Source organism: Bradyrhizobium sp. NBAIM14 (genome assembly GCF_020193895.1).
In the GTDB taxonomy this organism is placed as follows: Bacteria; Pseudomonadota; Alphaproteobacteria; order Rhizobiales; family Xanthobacteraceae; genus Bradyrhizobium; species Bradyrhizobium yuanmingense.
In genome coordinates this window covers 1-13,751 of record NZ_JADYVQ010000008.1, presented here as the reverse complement: position 1 = coordinate 13,751, position 13,751 = coordinate 1, and the positions used below count along the sequence as shown (strand labels likewise).

General features: G+C 63.9%; 12 protein-coding genes and 1 pseudogene. 7 read left to right on the top strand and 6 right to left on the bottom strand.

Translation table 11 applies throughout. From position 1 onward, the window contains the following. Window positions 1–131 precede the first annotated feature (131 nt). On the top strand, window positions 132–1,940 hold the full coding sequence (locus I6F28_RS20155; protein ID WP_225140669.1) for a PHA/PHB synthase family protein: 1,809 nt from the start codon (window positions 132–134) through the stop codon (window positions 1,938–1,940). A 122-nt stretch (window positions 1,941–2,062) separates the two neighbouring features. Continuing rightward, entirely contained in the window at window positions 2,063–2,461 is a 399-nt protein-coding gene (locus I6F28_RS20150) for an MAPEG family protein (protein WP_035999918.1), read from the top strand. Between the two features lie 116 nt (window positions 2,462–2,577). Here the strand turns inward: I6F28_RS20150 and argC are convergent, their stop codons facing one another. Together argC and I6F28_RS20140 are read right to left on the bottom strand one after the other, a co-directional pair. After that, on the bottom strand, window positions 2,578–3,561 hold the full coding sequence (argC, locus tag I6F28_RS20145) for an N-acetyl-gamma-glutamyl-phosphate reductase (RefSeq protein ID WP_225140667.1): 984 nt from the start codon (window positions 3,559–3,561) through the stop codon (window positions 2,578–2,580). Then, entirely contained in the window at window positions 3,558–4,223 is a 666-nt protein-coding gene (locus I6F28_RS20140; RefSeq protein ID WP_225140665.1) for an FMN-binding negative transcriptional regulator, read from the bottom strand. The genes argC and I6F28_RS20140 overlap by 4 nt, the downstream gene beginning before the upstream one ends. Before the next feature lie 391 nt (window positions 4,224–4,614). On the opposite strand from I6F28_RS20140, the gene I6F28_RS20135 reads away from it, so the two are divergent. Continuing rightward, window positions 4,615–5,616 carry an MBL fold metallo-hydrolase gene (locus tag I6F28_RS20135; RefSeq protein ID WP_157285877.1) on the top strand — a complete coding sequence of 334 codons (1,002 nt, stop codon included), beginning with the start codon at window positions 4,615–4,617 and terminating at the stop codon, window positions 5,614–5,616. A 53-nt stretch (window positions 5,617–5,669) separates the two neighbouring features. Here I6F28_RS20135 and I6F28_RS20130 read toward each other — a convergent pair whose 3' ends face one another. Further along, window positions 5,670–6,200: a DedA family protein gene (locus I6F28_RS20130; RefSeq protein WP_035999932.1), complete on the bottom strand. Its 531-nt coding sequence runs from the start codon at window positions 6,198–6,200 to the stop codon at window positions 5,670–5,672. A 274-nt stretch (window positions 6,201–6,474) separates the two neighbouring features. Here I6F28_RS20130 and parE point away from each other — a divergent pair, with 274 nt between their 5' ends. From parE to I6F28_RS20110, 4 genes are all read left to right on the top strand, one after another. After that, window positions 6,475–8,517 carry a DNA topoisomerase IV subunit B gene (parE, locus tag I6F28_RS20125; RefSeq protein ID WP_225140663.1) on the top strand — a complete coding sequence of 681 codons (2,043 nt, stop codon included), beginning with the start codon at window positions 6,475–6,477 and terminating at the stop codon, window positions 8,515–8,517. Between the two features lie 441 nt (window positions 8,518–8,958). Further along, entirely contained in the window at window positions 8,959–9,741 is a 783-nt protein-coding gene (locus tag I6F28_RS20120) for an outer membrane protein (protein WP_057029089.1), read from the top strand. A gap of 193 nt (window positions 9,742–9,934) precedes the next feature. Continuing rightward, window positions 9,935–10,120, top strand: a complete 186-nt coding sequence (locus tag I6F28_RS20115) for a hypothetical protein (protein WP_036000069.1) — start codon at window positions 9,935–9,937, stop codon at window positions 10,118–10,120. A gap of 21 nt (window positions 10,121–10,141) precedes the next feature. After that, window positions 10,142–10,912, top strand: coding sequence for an SDR family NAD(P)-dependent oxidoreductase (locus I6F28_RS20110; RefSeq protein ID WP_035999947.1), 771 nt, complete (start codon window positions 10,142–10,144; stop codon window positions 10,910–10,912). A gap of 111 nt (window positions 10,913–11,023) precedes the next feature. Here I6F28_RS20110 and I6F28_RS20105 read toward each other — a convergent pair whose 3' ends face one another. The 3 genes and pseudogenes from I6F28_RS20105 to I6F28_RS20095 form a co-directional block, all read right to left on the bottom strand. Next, window positions 11,024–11,791, bottom strand: coding sequence for an outer membrane protein (locus tag I6F28_RS20105; protein WP_036022935.1), 768 nt, complete (start codon window positions 11,789–11,791; stop codon window positions 11,024–11,026). A 179-nt stretch (window positions 11,792–11,970) separates the two neighbouring features. Continuing rightward, the gene (locus tag I6F28_RS20100) at window positions 11,971–13,188 is read right to left on the bottom strand and encodes an FAD-dependent oxidoreductase (RefSeq protein ID WP_225140661.1); all 1,218 of its coding nucleotides are present in this window, start codon (window positions 13,186–13,188) and stop codon (window positions 11,971–11,973) included. Between the two features lie 211 nt (window positions 13,189–13,399). Continuing rightward, a pseudogene (locus I6F28_RS20095) lies at window positions 13,400–13,751 on the bottom strand (hypothetical protein); the annotation flags it as partial.

Sequence of the window (13,751 nt, the reverse complement as noted above, 5' to 3'; positions counted from 1 at the left end):
CGAGCCGTGCGGCCCGATTGTGACGGAACCAAGAAGATTTGTCGCAGTGCAACACATCTTCGAGAGCGTTTAACGTCAAACCTGCGAGCTTCGCGGTGACGAATACGGAATGAATCGTTACTGTTCTGCGCATGAGTATGGCCACGACCGATACGCCGAAACCCGAGACGAAGTTCGACGCCGAAGCCTTTGCGATGAACGTCGCGCGGGCGATGGAGAGCGGCGGCAAGGCGCTCGCCGCCTATCTCAAGCCGCGCGAGAGCGGCGAGGTGCAGGACCGCCCGCCGGCCGAGCTTGCCGAGGTCGTCAAGACGTTCACGTCGGTCGCCGAATATTGGCTGTCGGACACGTCCCGCTCGTCCGATCTCCAGACCAAGCTTGCCAAGGACTATCTCGACCTGTGGGGCTCGGCGGTGCGTCGCATGGCCGGTCAGGACGCCGAGCCCGCGATCGCCCCCTCGCCCCGCGACAAGCGCTTTGCCGATCCGGAATGGAAGTCGAACCAGTTCTTCGACTTCGTCATGCAGCTCTATCTGCTCACGACCAAATGGGCGCAGGAGCTGGTGCGCGACGCCGAAGGGCTCGATCCGCACACGCGCCGCAAGGCCGAGTTCTACGTCCAGCAGGTCACCAACGCGCTCTCGCCGTCGAACTTCGTGCTGACCAACCCCGAAGTGCTGCGCGAGACGGTGGCGTCCAGCGGCGAGAACCTCGCGCGCGGCCTGAAGATGCTGGCCGAGGACATCGCCGCCGGCAAGGGCATGCTGAAGATCCGCCAGTCCAATCCGGACAATCTCGTCGTCGGCGTCAACATGGCGACGACGCCGGGCAAGGTGGTCTACCAGAACGAGATGATGCAGCTGATCCAGTATTCGCCGACGACGGAGAAGGTGCTGCGCACCCCGCTCCTGATCGTGCCGCCCTGGATCAACAAGTTCTACATCCTCGATCTGAAGCCGGAGAAATCCTACATCAAGTGGTGCGTCGACCAGGGCATCACCGTCTTCGTGATCTCATGGGTCAATCCCGACAAGCGGCTCGGCAACAAGGGCTGGGAAGACTACATGAAGGAAGGCCCGCTCACGGCGATGGACGTGATCGAGAAGATCACCGGCGAGATGAAGGTGCACACCGCCGGCTATTGCGTCGGCGGCACGATGCTCGCGACCACGCTGGCCTGGCTCGCCGAGAAGCGCCGCCAGCGCGTGTCGTCCGCGACGTTCTTCGCGGCCCAGGTCGACTTCACCCATGCCGGCGATCTGCTCGTGTTCGTCGACGAGGAGCAGATCGCCGCGATCGAGCAGGACATGAAGACTGCCGGCGTGCTCGAAGGCTCGAAGATGGCCATGGCCTTCAACATGCTGCGCTCCAACGACCTGATCTGGTCCTACGTGGTCAGCAACTATCTGAAAGGCCAGCAGCCGAGCGCGTTCGACCTGTTGCATTGGAACTCCGATGCGACACGGATGACCCAGGCCAACCATTCCTATTACCTGCGCAATTGCTACCTGGAGAACCGGCTCTCCACCGGCACGATGGCGCTCGACAACACCCTGCTCGATCTCTCCAAGGTGAAGGTGCCGGTCTACAATCTCGCCACCCGCGAGGATCACATCGCGCCCGCGGAATCGGTGCTCTACGGCTCGCAATTCTTCGGCGGCCCGGTGAAATACGTGCTGTCCGGCTCGGGCCACATCGCGGGCGTGGTCAATCCGCCTGCCGCGAACAAGTACCAGTATTGGACCAACGACAACATCAAGAACGTCAGCGTCGCGCAGTGGATGAAGGGCGCCACCGAGCACAAGGGCTCATGGTGGCCGGACTGGCGGGAGTGGCTGGGCGAGCTCGACCCCGAGGAAGTCCCGGCGCGCGTGGTCGGCAGCGACGCATTTCCGCCGATCGAGGACGCGCCCGGCAGCTATGTCAGAGTTCGCGCGTAGCGGAATCCGGCGCGCTTTCGTATAGACTAATTGTTTGAGCATGATCTTTTCGGAAAACCGCTACTCACTTTTCCGGATCATGCTCTAGCCTCAATCCAGCGACGACACAGGGGACCGGCACTATGACACGCGAATTGTTCTGGCTGACACTGACGGTGATCCTGACGGGCGTTCTGTGGGTTCCCTACATCATCAACCGCTGCCAGGTTCGCGGTTTGAGCGGTGCCATGGCCAACCCCTCGCGCGGCGACAAGCCGCAGGCGGAGTGGGCCAACCGGCTGATGTTCGCCCATGACAACGCGGTCGAGAACCTCGTCATCTTCGCCCCGCTGGTGCTGATCCTGAACGCGATCGACTATTCCACGAAATGGACGGTGCTCGCCTGCGCCGTCTATTTCTGGTCGCGCATCGCGCACATCATCGTCTATGCGCTCGGAATTCCGGTGTTCCGCACCCTCGCCTTCACCGTCGGCTTCTTCGCCCAGGCCGTGCTGGTGCTGGCGATCTTCAGGGTGGTTTGAAGCACTTTCCACGTCATTGCGAGGAGCCCTCGCGACGAAGCAATCCAGACTATTTCCGCGGTGGAAGCTCTGGATTGCTTCGCTTCGCTCGCAATGACGGAGGATAGAGGCCTGCCTCACTCCTCCGGCAGGCCGAGCATCAGCCGCATGTTCTGCACGGCTGCGCCGGATGCCCCCTTGCCGAGATTGTCGAGCCGGGCGACCAATAGCGCCTGGTGATATTTGTCGCTGGCGAAGACGTAGAGCTCGAGCATGTTGGTCTCGTTGAGCGCCTCCGGCTCGAGCCGGCCGCCCTTGCTCGCCTCGTTTTGCAGCGGCATCACCTTGACGTATTTCGAGCCGGCGTAACGTTTTGCCATCGCCGCCTGCAGGTCGGCGCCGCCGGGCTTGCCCGGCAGCGTGTCGAGCTGGAGCGGCACCGAGACCAGCATGCCCTGCCGGTAGTTGCCGACCGAGGGAATGAAGATCGGCCGCCGCGTCAGGTTCGAATAGAGCTGCATCTCCGGCAGATGCTTGTGCTCGAAGCCGAGGCCGTAGAGCTCGAAGGACGGGGCGCTGCCATCCTCGAAGCTTGCGATCATCAACTTGCCACCGCCGGAATAGCCGCTCACCGCGTTGACGGTGACGGGATAATCAGGCGGCAGCAGGCCAGCATCGACGATCGGCCGCAGCAGCGCGATCGCGCCGGTCGGATAGCAGCCGGGATTGGAGACCTTCTTCGCCGCCTTGATCTTGCCGGCCTGGTCAGGCGTGAGCTCCGCAAAGCCGTAAGCCCAGTCCGGCGCGACCCGGTAGGCGGTCGAGGCATCCAGCACCTTGGGCGCGTGAGCCCCCATGCCGTCGACCAGGGCAACGGTTTCCTTGGCGGCATCGTCGGGAAGGCAGAGGATGACGAGATCCACCTCCTCCATCAGCGCCTTCTTGGCCGCGGGATCCTTGCGCTTGTCGTCGGCAATGGTCTTCACCGCGACGTCGCTTTGGAGCTTCAGCCGCTCATTGATGCCGAGGCCGGTGGTACCGGAACCGCCATCGACGAAGACGGTGGCCGGCTTCTTTGCCGCGCTGGTGGCCGGAGCTTTGGTGGTGTCAGCGAGGCTCATGATGCGCTCCCTTCGAGCATGTTCGTGTCGTCTGCGAAAACCTGCGGCCTTGCCTGCCGCATCAATTGTGAGATCCGCTTGGCATCGGCATCGCCGCCGTCAAGCGCATTCGCGATCGCCGCATAATCGGCATCCGACTTGTGCTGGTTCAGCTTGAAGCTGCCTTCGACCTCCTCAACGGTCATGACCAGCCCAACGATCCCTTTCTTCATCGTCGCCAGCCGACCCGCCGTCATCTTGGCCGACGTCCACGGCTTTTTCGGCAGCAGCCAGCTCTCGAACTTGGCGCTGAGCACCTCGAGCTGCACCGCCAGCTCGTCATCCGACAACAGCCGAACCGGCCCGCTCAAATGCACCGACTGGTAGAGCCAGGTCGGAACCTGATCCGGCGAGACGTACCAGTCCGGCGATACATAGGCATCCGGGCCGTTGACCGCGAGCAGCCACGACGCCTCGCCGCCCGCCAGCTTTAGCAGCGGATTGTGACGGGCGAGATGAAAGGCAGCCTGCGGCGTGCCATCTGCGGCATAGGTCAAATAGAACGGCAACGGCGAGGCGATCGGCCGCTTGCCATCGAAGGCGCACATCGTGCCGAAGCCGCGATCCTCGGCGAATTTCAGGCTCGCGGCGCGGTCCTGCTTGAAAAAGGGTGGCGTGTACATCGTGGTCTCCTGCTGGGCCTCCTCGGGGGACCGCCGGATCAGATCGCGCTGACAGGAGAGAGGATGCCGCGGATCGGGTCCAGCGGCAAAGACGATGATCTCAAACGCGATCGACCGCCCAAACCGCTAAGCTGCGGCGGCGGCGACGGGCGAACAGAATGGTCGCGGCGTTGATCATGGCGCGCGGCTATAATGCCCGCTGGTTCCATGGTCAAGAGCAAATCGGTTCAGTGGGACGGCAGGATGCCGCACGCGCGACGGCAGGACGCGCACAGATGTCATCGGCCCGCCGTGGAATTTCCACTAGAAGTAGGGGTTTTCGAGAACGACCGGCGGGACACAACCTCTTCGCCGGCCCCGAGCCGTTCGCACCCAGCCTCAGGACATCACCATGACCGAGATTACTCGTCGCGCAACGCTAGCCGGCGCCGCCGCATCGGCGCTCCTGCCTTTCGTGAAGATTTCGCCCGCGGGCGCCGCCGCGCCGCTGGCCGAGAAGCAGAATGCGAGCTTCTATCGCTACAATGTCGGCACCCACCAGGTCACGGTGGTCTGCGATGGCGTTGCGACCGTCAATCTGACCGACAATTACGCCGCCGGCGCCAGCAAGGATGACATCAACAAAGTGTTCGCCGAGCACCACCTGCCGGCCGACAAGGTCACCCACACCTTCAACCCGGTGGTGGTCAACACCGGACCGAAGCTCGTCGTCATCGATACCGGGCTCGGTCCCGACCAGTTCACGCAGTCGAAGGGCAAGGTCGGCCAATTCCAAAACAATCTCGCCGCCGCCGGCATCGACCGCGCGGCGGTCGATACCGTCATCATCTCCCATTTCCATGGCGACCACATCAACGGCCTGCTGGCGGCCGAGAACAAGCCCGCCTTCCCCAATGCCGAGATCATGGTTCCGGCGGTGGAATGGAAGTTCTGGATGGATGACGGCGAGATGAGCAAGGGGATGGGCAATCCGATCCTCGAGAACAATTTCAAGAACATTCGCCGTGTGTTCGATGCCTTGGGCCGCAAGGTCACACAATATGAGGCCGGCAAGGAGGTCGCGCCCGGTATCACCTCGGTAGCGAGCCCCGGCCACACGCCAGGCCACAATTCCTTCATCGTCGCCTCGGGCGCCGAGAAGGTGCTGGTGCAGGTGGATATCACCGCGGGCGCAGCGTTCCTGTTCGTGAAGCATCCCGAATGGAACATCGCATCCGACGTCGACAAACCGCTGGCCCAGCAGACGCGCCGCAAGCTCTACGACATGGCGATTGCCGAGAAGATGCCGATCCAGGCCTTCCACGCCGCCTTCCCCGGTCTCGTCCGGGTCGAGAAGGAAAAGGACGGCTCCGGTTATCGCTGGATCCCCGCGATCTGGAACGCATCGCTGTAGGCTTGCTTAGAAGGCTTGGCCTGACGCCCTGACCGGGCGGCCCCGTTGCCCGGTCAGATCACCCGCCAGATCCACTCCATGATCTTGGCGAGCACGTCGCCGAACAGCAGGAGCACGGCCGACCAGATCAGGGCCGAGACGAAGTTTGCAGCCTGGAAGGTCCAATAGGGCATCTCGAAGATGCCGGCCGCGAGCGGCACCGAGGCGCGCAGGGGTCCGAAGAAGCGCCCGATGAAGATGCTGGGGACGCCCCAGCTGCGCACGAAAGCCTCGCCTCTGGGGAGCAGTCCCGGATAGCGCGAGAGCGGCCACATCTCGGCGACCTTCTCCTTGTAGCGATAGCCGAACCAGTAGGAGACCCAGTCACCCAGCGCCGCGCCGAGGGCGCCGGCAATCCAGACCGGAAAAAAGTTGATGCCGCTGACCCCGATCAGCGCACCGATTGCCACCAGCGCGCCCCAGGCCGGGACCAGCAGCGAGATGAAGGCGAGCGACTCTCCGAAGGCCAGCACGAACACGATTGGCGCTGCCCAAGCCTGGTGAACGCGCACGAAGTCAGTGAGGGCGTGCGCAAACTGCTCCATCCAAAATAGCCTTCCCGCCCCGTCTCAAGGTGCTGCTCGATGAAAAGGACTGGTAAGCCAAGGACTTGTGTGACATCAAGTCACAAAACCCAGACATCACCAAGCCGGCACGTCAAATTGCCGGGAAATGGCGAGGCTGCGGCGTAAAATCGCCCGGATTCGCTCCCAACCCACAGCGCCCAGTCCGCCCTACGGTAACCTTTCCAAGTCAGAAGTGGCATAGTCGGCTTAACCGATTCGCCGCTTCTGCGGCCCTCAAAACCCATCAAGATATATGTCCAAGCAGTTGAAGCCAAAAGCAAAAGACGATTTCTTCGGCGGTGACGAGCCGAAGCCCCGCACAGCCGTCAAGGCGGCGCCGCGCAGTGGCGGGGAAGCCGATTACACGGCAGCCGACATCGAGGTGCTCGAGGGGCTGGAACCGGTGCGGCGCCGGCCCGGCATGTATATCGGCGGCACCGACGAGAAGGCGCTGCATCATCTGTTCGCCGAAGTCATCGACAACTCGATGGACGAGGCGTTGGCCGGGCATGCGACCTTCATCGGAGTCGAGCTGAGTGCGGACGGTTTCCTGACCGTCACCGACAACGGCCGCGGCATCCCGATCGATCCGCATCCGAAATTCCCGAAGAAGTCGGCGCTCGAAGTCATCATGTGCACGCTGCATTCGGGCGGCAAGTTCGACAGCAAGGTCTACGAGACCTCGGGCGGTCTGCACGGCGTCGGCATCTCCGTGGTGAACGCCCTCTCCTCGCGTCTCGAGGTCGAGGTTGCGCGCAGCCAGAAGCTCTACCGCATGACCTTCGAGCGCGGCCATCCCAAGGGCAAGCTCGAGGACCTCGGCAAGGTCAACAACCGCCGCGGCACGCGCGTGCGCTTCAAGCCCGACACCGACATCTTCGGGCAGAAGGCCGCGTTCAAGCCGCAGCGCCTGTTCAAGATGACGCGCTCGAAGGCCTACCTGTTCGGCGGCGTCGAGATCCGCTGGAACTGCGCGCCCGAGCTGCTCAAAGGCGTAGAGGACGTGCCGGCGGAAGCGACGTTCCACTTCCCGGGCGGCCTCAAGGACTATCTCGCTGCCGCGATCCACGCCGACACGCTGGTGCATCCGGACATCTTCTCCGGCAAGTCGGGACGCAACGGCGCGCACGGCGCCTGCGAATGGGCGGTGGCCTGGACCGCGGATGCCGACGGCTTCCTTTCCTCCTACACCAACACCGTGCCGACGCCCGACGGCGGCACCCACGAATCCGGCCTGCGCAGCGCGCTGCTGCGCGGGCTGAAGGATCACGCCGAGCGCGTCGGCCAGGGCAAGCGCGCCGCCTCCGTCACCTCGGAAGACGTGATGGTGGGCGCCGCCGTGATGCTTTCGGTGTTCGTGCGCGAGCCCGAATTCCAGGGCCAGACCAAGGATCGCCTCGCCACCCCCGAAGCGCAACGCATCGTCGAGCAGGCGATGAAGGACCCGTTCGACCATTGGCTGTCGGGCAATCCGAACATGGCCAACCGGCTGCTCGACTTCGTCATCGACCGCGCCGAGGAGCGGCTGCGGCGGCGGCAGGAGAAGGAGACCGCACGCAAGACGGCCGGCAAGAAGCTGCGCCTGCCCGGCAAGCTCGCCGACTGCACCGATGCCGGCACCGAGGGCTCGGAGCTGTTCATCGTCGAGGGCGACTCGGCTGGCGGCAGCGCCAAGCAGGCGCGCGACCGCAAGACCCAGGCCGTGCTGCCGCTGCGCGGCAAGATCCTCAACGTCGCCTCCGCCGGCAAGGACAAGCTGACGGCGAATGCGCAGCTCTCCGACCTCGTGCAGGCGATCGGCTGCGGCACGCTCGCGCAATATCGCGAGGAGGATCTGCGCTATCAGCGCATCATCATCATGACCGACGCCGACGTCGACGGCGCCCACATCGCCTCGCTCCTGATCACCTTCTTCTATCGCCAGATGCCGCGGCTGATCGACGAAGGCCATCTCTTCCTCGCGGTGCCGCCGCTCTACAAGCTGACCCACGGCTCCAAGTCGGTCTACGCCCGCGACGACGCGCACAAGGAGGCGCTGCTCAAGAGCGCGTTCAACGCCAACGCCAAGGTCGAGGTGAACCGCTTCAAAGGGCTCGGCGAGATGATGCCGGCGCAGCTCAAGGAGACCACCATGGACCCGGCCAGGCGGACGCTGCTCAAGGTGGTGCTGCTGGCCGACGACCGCGACACCACGGCGGATTCGGTCGAGCGGCTGATGGGCACCAAGGCCGAGGCGCGCTTTGCCTTCATCTCGGACAAGGCCGAGTTTGCCAGCGACGAGTTGCTGGACGTTTGAGGCGGCAACCAAACCGGCTGCACGCCAACACAGCCCCGGCCCAAAGCCGGGGCTGTGTCTTTGGGGCAGCGGCCGCCGTTTCGGACCAGTTTGCCTTGTGTGCTGCCGGGATCTTCGTTGCTTTCCGGATTCGTCTCGCGGCGACTCGGCCAGCGACTCAGCGGATGCTGCGGCCGGGAGCAGGATTGCCTCCGTCTCGGACAAAACCGAATTTGCTAACGAAACCTTACTCAAAATCGAGTCGCCAGAATTCGGTCAAGACCTTGAAACATAACACTTTTTCTAGATCTGGGCGAGGCCGCCGCAAAATACCCCCACACCGGCGTTTTCCGGCGACTGTGCCTGTCCGGCAACAGCATTTCGGCAAGAACCGTCTATAGTCCGCTCATCAGATGACACGGACTTCAGTGCGCTCGCGCCGACAAGGTTTGGGGATTTAAAATGAAGAAGACATTGCTCGCTCTGACCGCGGTTGCGGCGATGACCGGCACGGCCTCGGCTGCCGACTTGGGCGCCCGTCCCTACGCGAAGGCCCCGATGCCGGCGCCCGTCGCCAACTGGACCGGCTTCTACGTCTTCGGCGGCGGCGGCGGCGGCCTCTCCAATGCTGACCAGCAGATTGTCGACACCGCCACGGGTACCCCGCTGACCATCACGCAGCGTCAGGGCGGTTCCGGTTGGTTTGGTACGGTCGGCGCTGGTTACGACTGGCAGTTCAGCGGCACCTGGGTCGCCGGTGTGTTTGGCGACGCTCAGTTCGGCAGCATCCGCTCCACCATCCAGGATCCGATCTTCGACATCACTGGTAACCAGAAGCTGGAGACCTCTTGGGCCGCGGGCGTGCGCCTCGGCTGGCTGGTCGCTCCGAACGTTCTCTCCTACGTCAACGGCGGTTACTCCGGCGCTCACTTCGGCCGCACCAACTTCACGACGCTCGGCGGTACCCCGGCCGGTGTTCACCTCAATGGCTACGATCGTCACGGCTGGTTCATCGGCGGCGGCGTCGAGAACAGCCTGAACATCTTCGGCATCACCTCGCCCGGCTGGTTCATGAAGACCGAGTACCGTTCGGCCTTCTACAATGCCAAGACTGAGGCTATCCGCACCGACATCGGCGACCTCCCGACCATCAACAGCGTCCGTGCCAACAGCTGGAACCAGACGATCTCGACCTCGCTGGTCTACCGCTTCAACTGGACCGGTCCGGTCGTCGCGAAGTACTGATCTGATCTCACGATCAAGCGTCAAAGCCCCGGCATCGCCGGGGCTTTTTCGTTTTGGGCCTAGCTAGCGTCCTTGCGGCCACGGCCCATTGTGTCCGTACCAGAGCTACGGCTAGTCTGTCGGCAAGTTTTCGTGGCTGCGGCAGTCGTTGATGCCGTGGAGCGCGACAGAAGCGGACCGATGGGAGGAAGGCATGCGCAGATTTCTGCTGGTGGCAGGCCTGTTTGCAACCGCTCTCGGGCTGCTCTGGATTGGACAGGGCACGGGCACGGTTCCGTGGCCGCGATCGAGCTTCATGGTCAACCAGCTGCACTGGGCCGGCTATGGCGCAGCCATGGCCGGGTTCGGGCTGGTGCTGATCTGGCAGAGCAACCAATAGAAGAAACCAGGGAATTCAAGCATGACATCCAGCCGGTTCGATCTCCGCGGCAAGGTCGCGATCGTCACGGGAGGCAATGGCGGCATCGGGCTCGGCATGGCGCGCGGCCTCGCCGATGCCGGCGCCGACATCGCCGTGGTCGGACGCAACGAGAGCAAGTCCGCCGCCGCCGTGGCCGATCTCAGGCAGCGCGGCGTGAAGGCGATCGCCGTCGCCACCGACGTGACCGACAAGGCGGCGGTCGCAGCCATGATCGACCGTGTCGTCAAGGAGCTCGGCCGCATCGACATCCTCGTCAACAATGCCGGCATGAGCATCCGCAAGCCCCCGCACGAGCTCGAGCTCGACGAGTGGAACAAGGTGATCGACACCAACCTCACCAGCGCCTTCGTGTGCTCGAAGCTGGCCTATCCGGCGCTGAAGGCGTCCGGCAACGGCAAGGTGATCAACATCGGCTCGATGATGTCGATCTTCGGCGCAAGCTTCGCGACCGCCTATGCGGCCAGCAAGGGCGGCATCGTGCAGTACACCCGCGCCTGCGCCAATGCCTGGGCGCCCGACAACATCCAGGTCAACGCCATCCTGCCGGGCTGGATCGACACCGATCTCACCCGCGGCGCGCGACAGCAGGTCTCGGGGCTGCACGAGCGCGTGCTGGCGCGCACGCCTGCGGGGCGCTGGGGCGACATCGACGACTTCGCCGGCATCGCCGTGTTCCTGGCATCGCCCGCGTCGAATTTCGTCACGGGTACGGCGATCCCGGTCGACGGCGGATTCTCGGTGATGGCCTGAGGTCGGTCTGCGCGCCATCCAACGACGCAAAAAAGAAGCCCCGGACGACGCCGGGGCTTTTGAATTGAGACAGTGCTTTTCTTGATCGTTGGTCGCGTTGCGTCGACGTGCTCAGTAGCGGGCGATGGTGGGTGCGTCGAACTTGTAGCTCGCGCGCACCACGGCCCATTGGATGTCGCGCGGCTTGGCATCGAAGGTGTAGTTTCCGGAGGTGCCGCCGAGCTGATAGGTCTGGCTGGTGAAGGCCGCGTAATTGTATTCGAGGCCGACGATCCAGTTGCGGGTGACGCCGTATTCCCAGCCGGCGCCGACGGTCCAGCCGTTAGCCCAATGGGTTTGTCCGCCCGAGCCCGTCGCCACACCGACGGTGTCGGTGACCGAGAGGCGGTTGTTCGCGCCGGCATAGCCGCCCTTGATGTAGAAGAGGTTGTTCTGCACGGCGAAGCCGGCGCGCCCGACCACGGTCGCGAGCACGTTGGTACGCCAGGAGAACACGTCATCCGCGGCGCCAAACACGGTGTTCGTGAACGAGCCCTTGTTGTCGAGACCCGAAATCGTGCCTTCCACGCCGAACACGTAATTGTTGGCCTGCCAATTGTAGCCGATCTGCGCGCCGCCCATGACGCCCGCGTTGCGCTGGCGATAGCCCTCTCCCGGCAGCAGATCGCCGAACGCCGCGCCGGTGCCGTTGTTGATGAACTGCTGGTTGGTCCATGCGCCACCGATGTGGCCGCCGACATAGAAGCCGGTCCAGTTGAACAGCGGCTCGACATAGGCGGGCGCCTTCGTGTAGCGCGCACCGAGATCGGCGGCGGAGGCCGCACCGGTCGAAACCAGAGCCGTCGTGCAGGCAAAGGCGGCAATCAACTTATTACGCATGGTACACCCCGTGTCCTTGATGGACGCACGGTCACAGACAGGCTCTTACTAAAATTGAAATCAACACGGTTAACGTGGCGGTTGGGCCCGCATCGCGCCGTGAATCCGATGGCGATGTTGCAAGCGTGCAACGCATCGCGCGCGAATTCACGCCGCGTTATCCCTACCGAAGTCCTCCGCTAGGATTGCGGCGCGGCGCGCGAATGCACGTGCTCGGGCCGCACGCCGAGCGCAAGCAGGCGCGCCGGAATGCCCTGCAGCCATGGCAGCGCGGTGATGAGGCGCACGACCAGCGGCACCTTCAGCGGCCGGTCGCCGCCCTGCAAGGCGCCACTGATGATGTTGTTCTGCACGACCACCTGCATAGCTTGCGTCATCTTCACCGGGAACGCGCGACGGCGCCTGATGGCATCGAGCTCGTGCTCGGACGGGCAGCCATGCTGCAGCTTGTCCGCCAGGAGGTTCGCGGTCGCAACCGCATCCTGCACGGCGAGATTGACGCCGACGCCGCCGATTGGCGACATCGCATGTGCGGCATCGCCGATGCACAACAGGCCTGGCTGCGTCCAGCGCGTCAGACGGTTGATCGCGACGGTGAGCAGCTTGACGTCGTCGAAGCTCTTCACCTCGGCGATGCCGGAGCGGAGGATCGGCGCCATGCGCACGACGTCGTCGAGCAGCGCCGAAAGTCCCCTCGCCTTCACCGCATCGTACTGTCCCTTGGCGATGACATAGGCGCACTGCCAATATTCGCCGCGGTCGAAGGTGATCATCATCTTGCCGGGTTCGACCCGCGCGAACACGTTCTCGGTTTCGTCGGGTTTGCGGCCGGCGCGAAACCACAGCACGTCCATCGGCGCGCCGATCTCCTCGACGCTAAGGCCCGCGCGCTCGCGAACCGTCGAATGCCGGCCGTCGCAGGCGATGGTGAGATCGGCCTCGATGTCGATGATGCCCTCAGGCGTCTTCGCCCGCACGCCGGCGATCGTCTCGCCGCGGCGGATCAGATCGATCGCCTCCGTGCTCATCATCACCTCGAGCGAGCCAAAGCGCCTGCCCGCCTCGCGCAGAAAATTCAAGAAGTCCCATTGCGGCATGAAGGCGATGAAGGGGTATTTGGTGTGGAGCCGGCTGAGATCGGCAATGCGCACCGGCGTGCCGCCGAACAGGCCGTCCATCTTCTGCAGGCGCTGGTGCGGCAGCTTCAGGAAGCCGTCGATCAGGCCGAGCTCATCCATCACTTCAAGCGTCGACGGATGCACGGTATCGCCGCGGAAATCGCGGAAGAAATCCGCATGCTTCTCCAGCACCACGACGTCGATGCCGGCGCGTCCCAGGAGGTAGCCGAGCATCATGCCGGCAGGTCCGCCGCCGACGACGCAGCAGCGGACTTTCATGGTCCTGTCAGATTGTGGGTTGGGTGTCACTGCAGACGCGAACCGCGAGGTGAGTATCGATGAAGAGATGTCCGCCGATACTAGCGCGATTCAGGTCAAAGAGAGTCCTAATTATGCAGGGTGCAGTTGGATCAATGCCGGTTGGGAGCAGCAGACCGGCGCCAAATGAAAGGCCCGCTTCGTGCGGGCCTTCCGTGACGGTCGCGTTCGACTATTTCTGATCCTCGCTGCTGGTCCCGGACCCCGGACTGCCGATCGGCACCCCATTCGGAGCACGCCCGGCACCCATGTTTCGCTCGGCCTGAGCTGCCGTTGGCGACTTGCCGGCGGCAGTCGGCGCTTGAACATTGGGATTGGTCGGGCTGTTATTGGTGTTGATGTTGGCGCCTGTGGTGGTGCCCTGCGTTCCCATGCCGGAGGGAGCCGACGGCCCGGAATTGGCACTGCTGGGTGACGTTCCAATTCCCGCGCCCGATGAGGCCGCAGATCCGCCGCTGGTTCCGCCGGTCCCCGTGCCTGCCGCGGCACCCGCACCTGCGCCACCGCCGCCTGCGCCACCACCA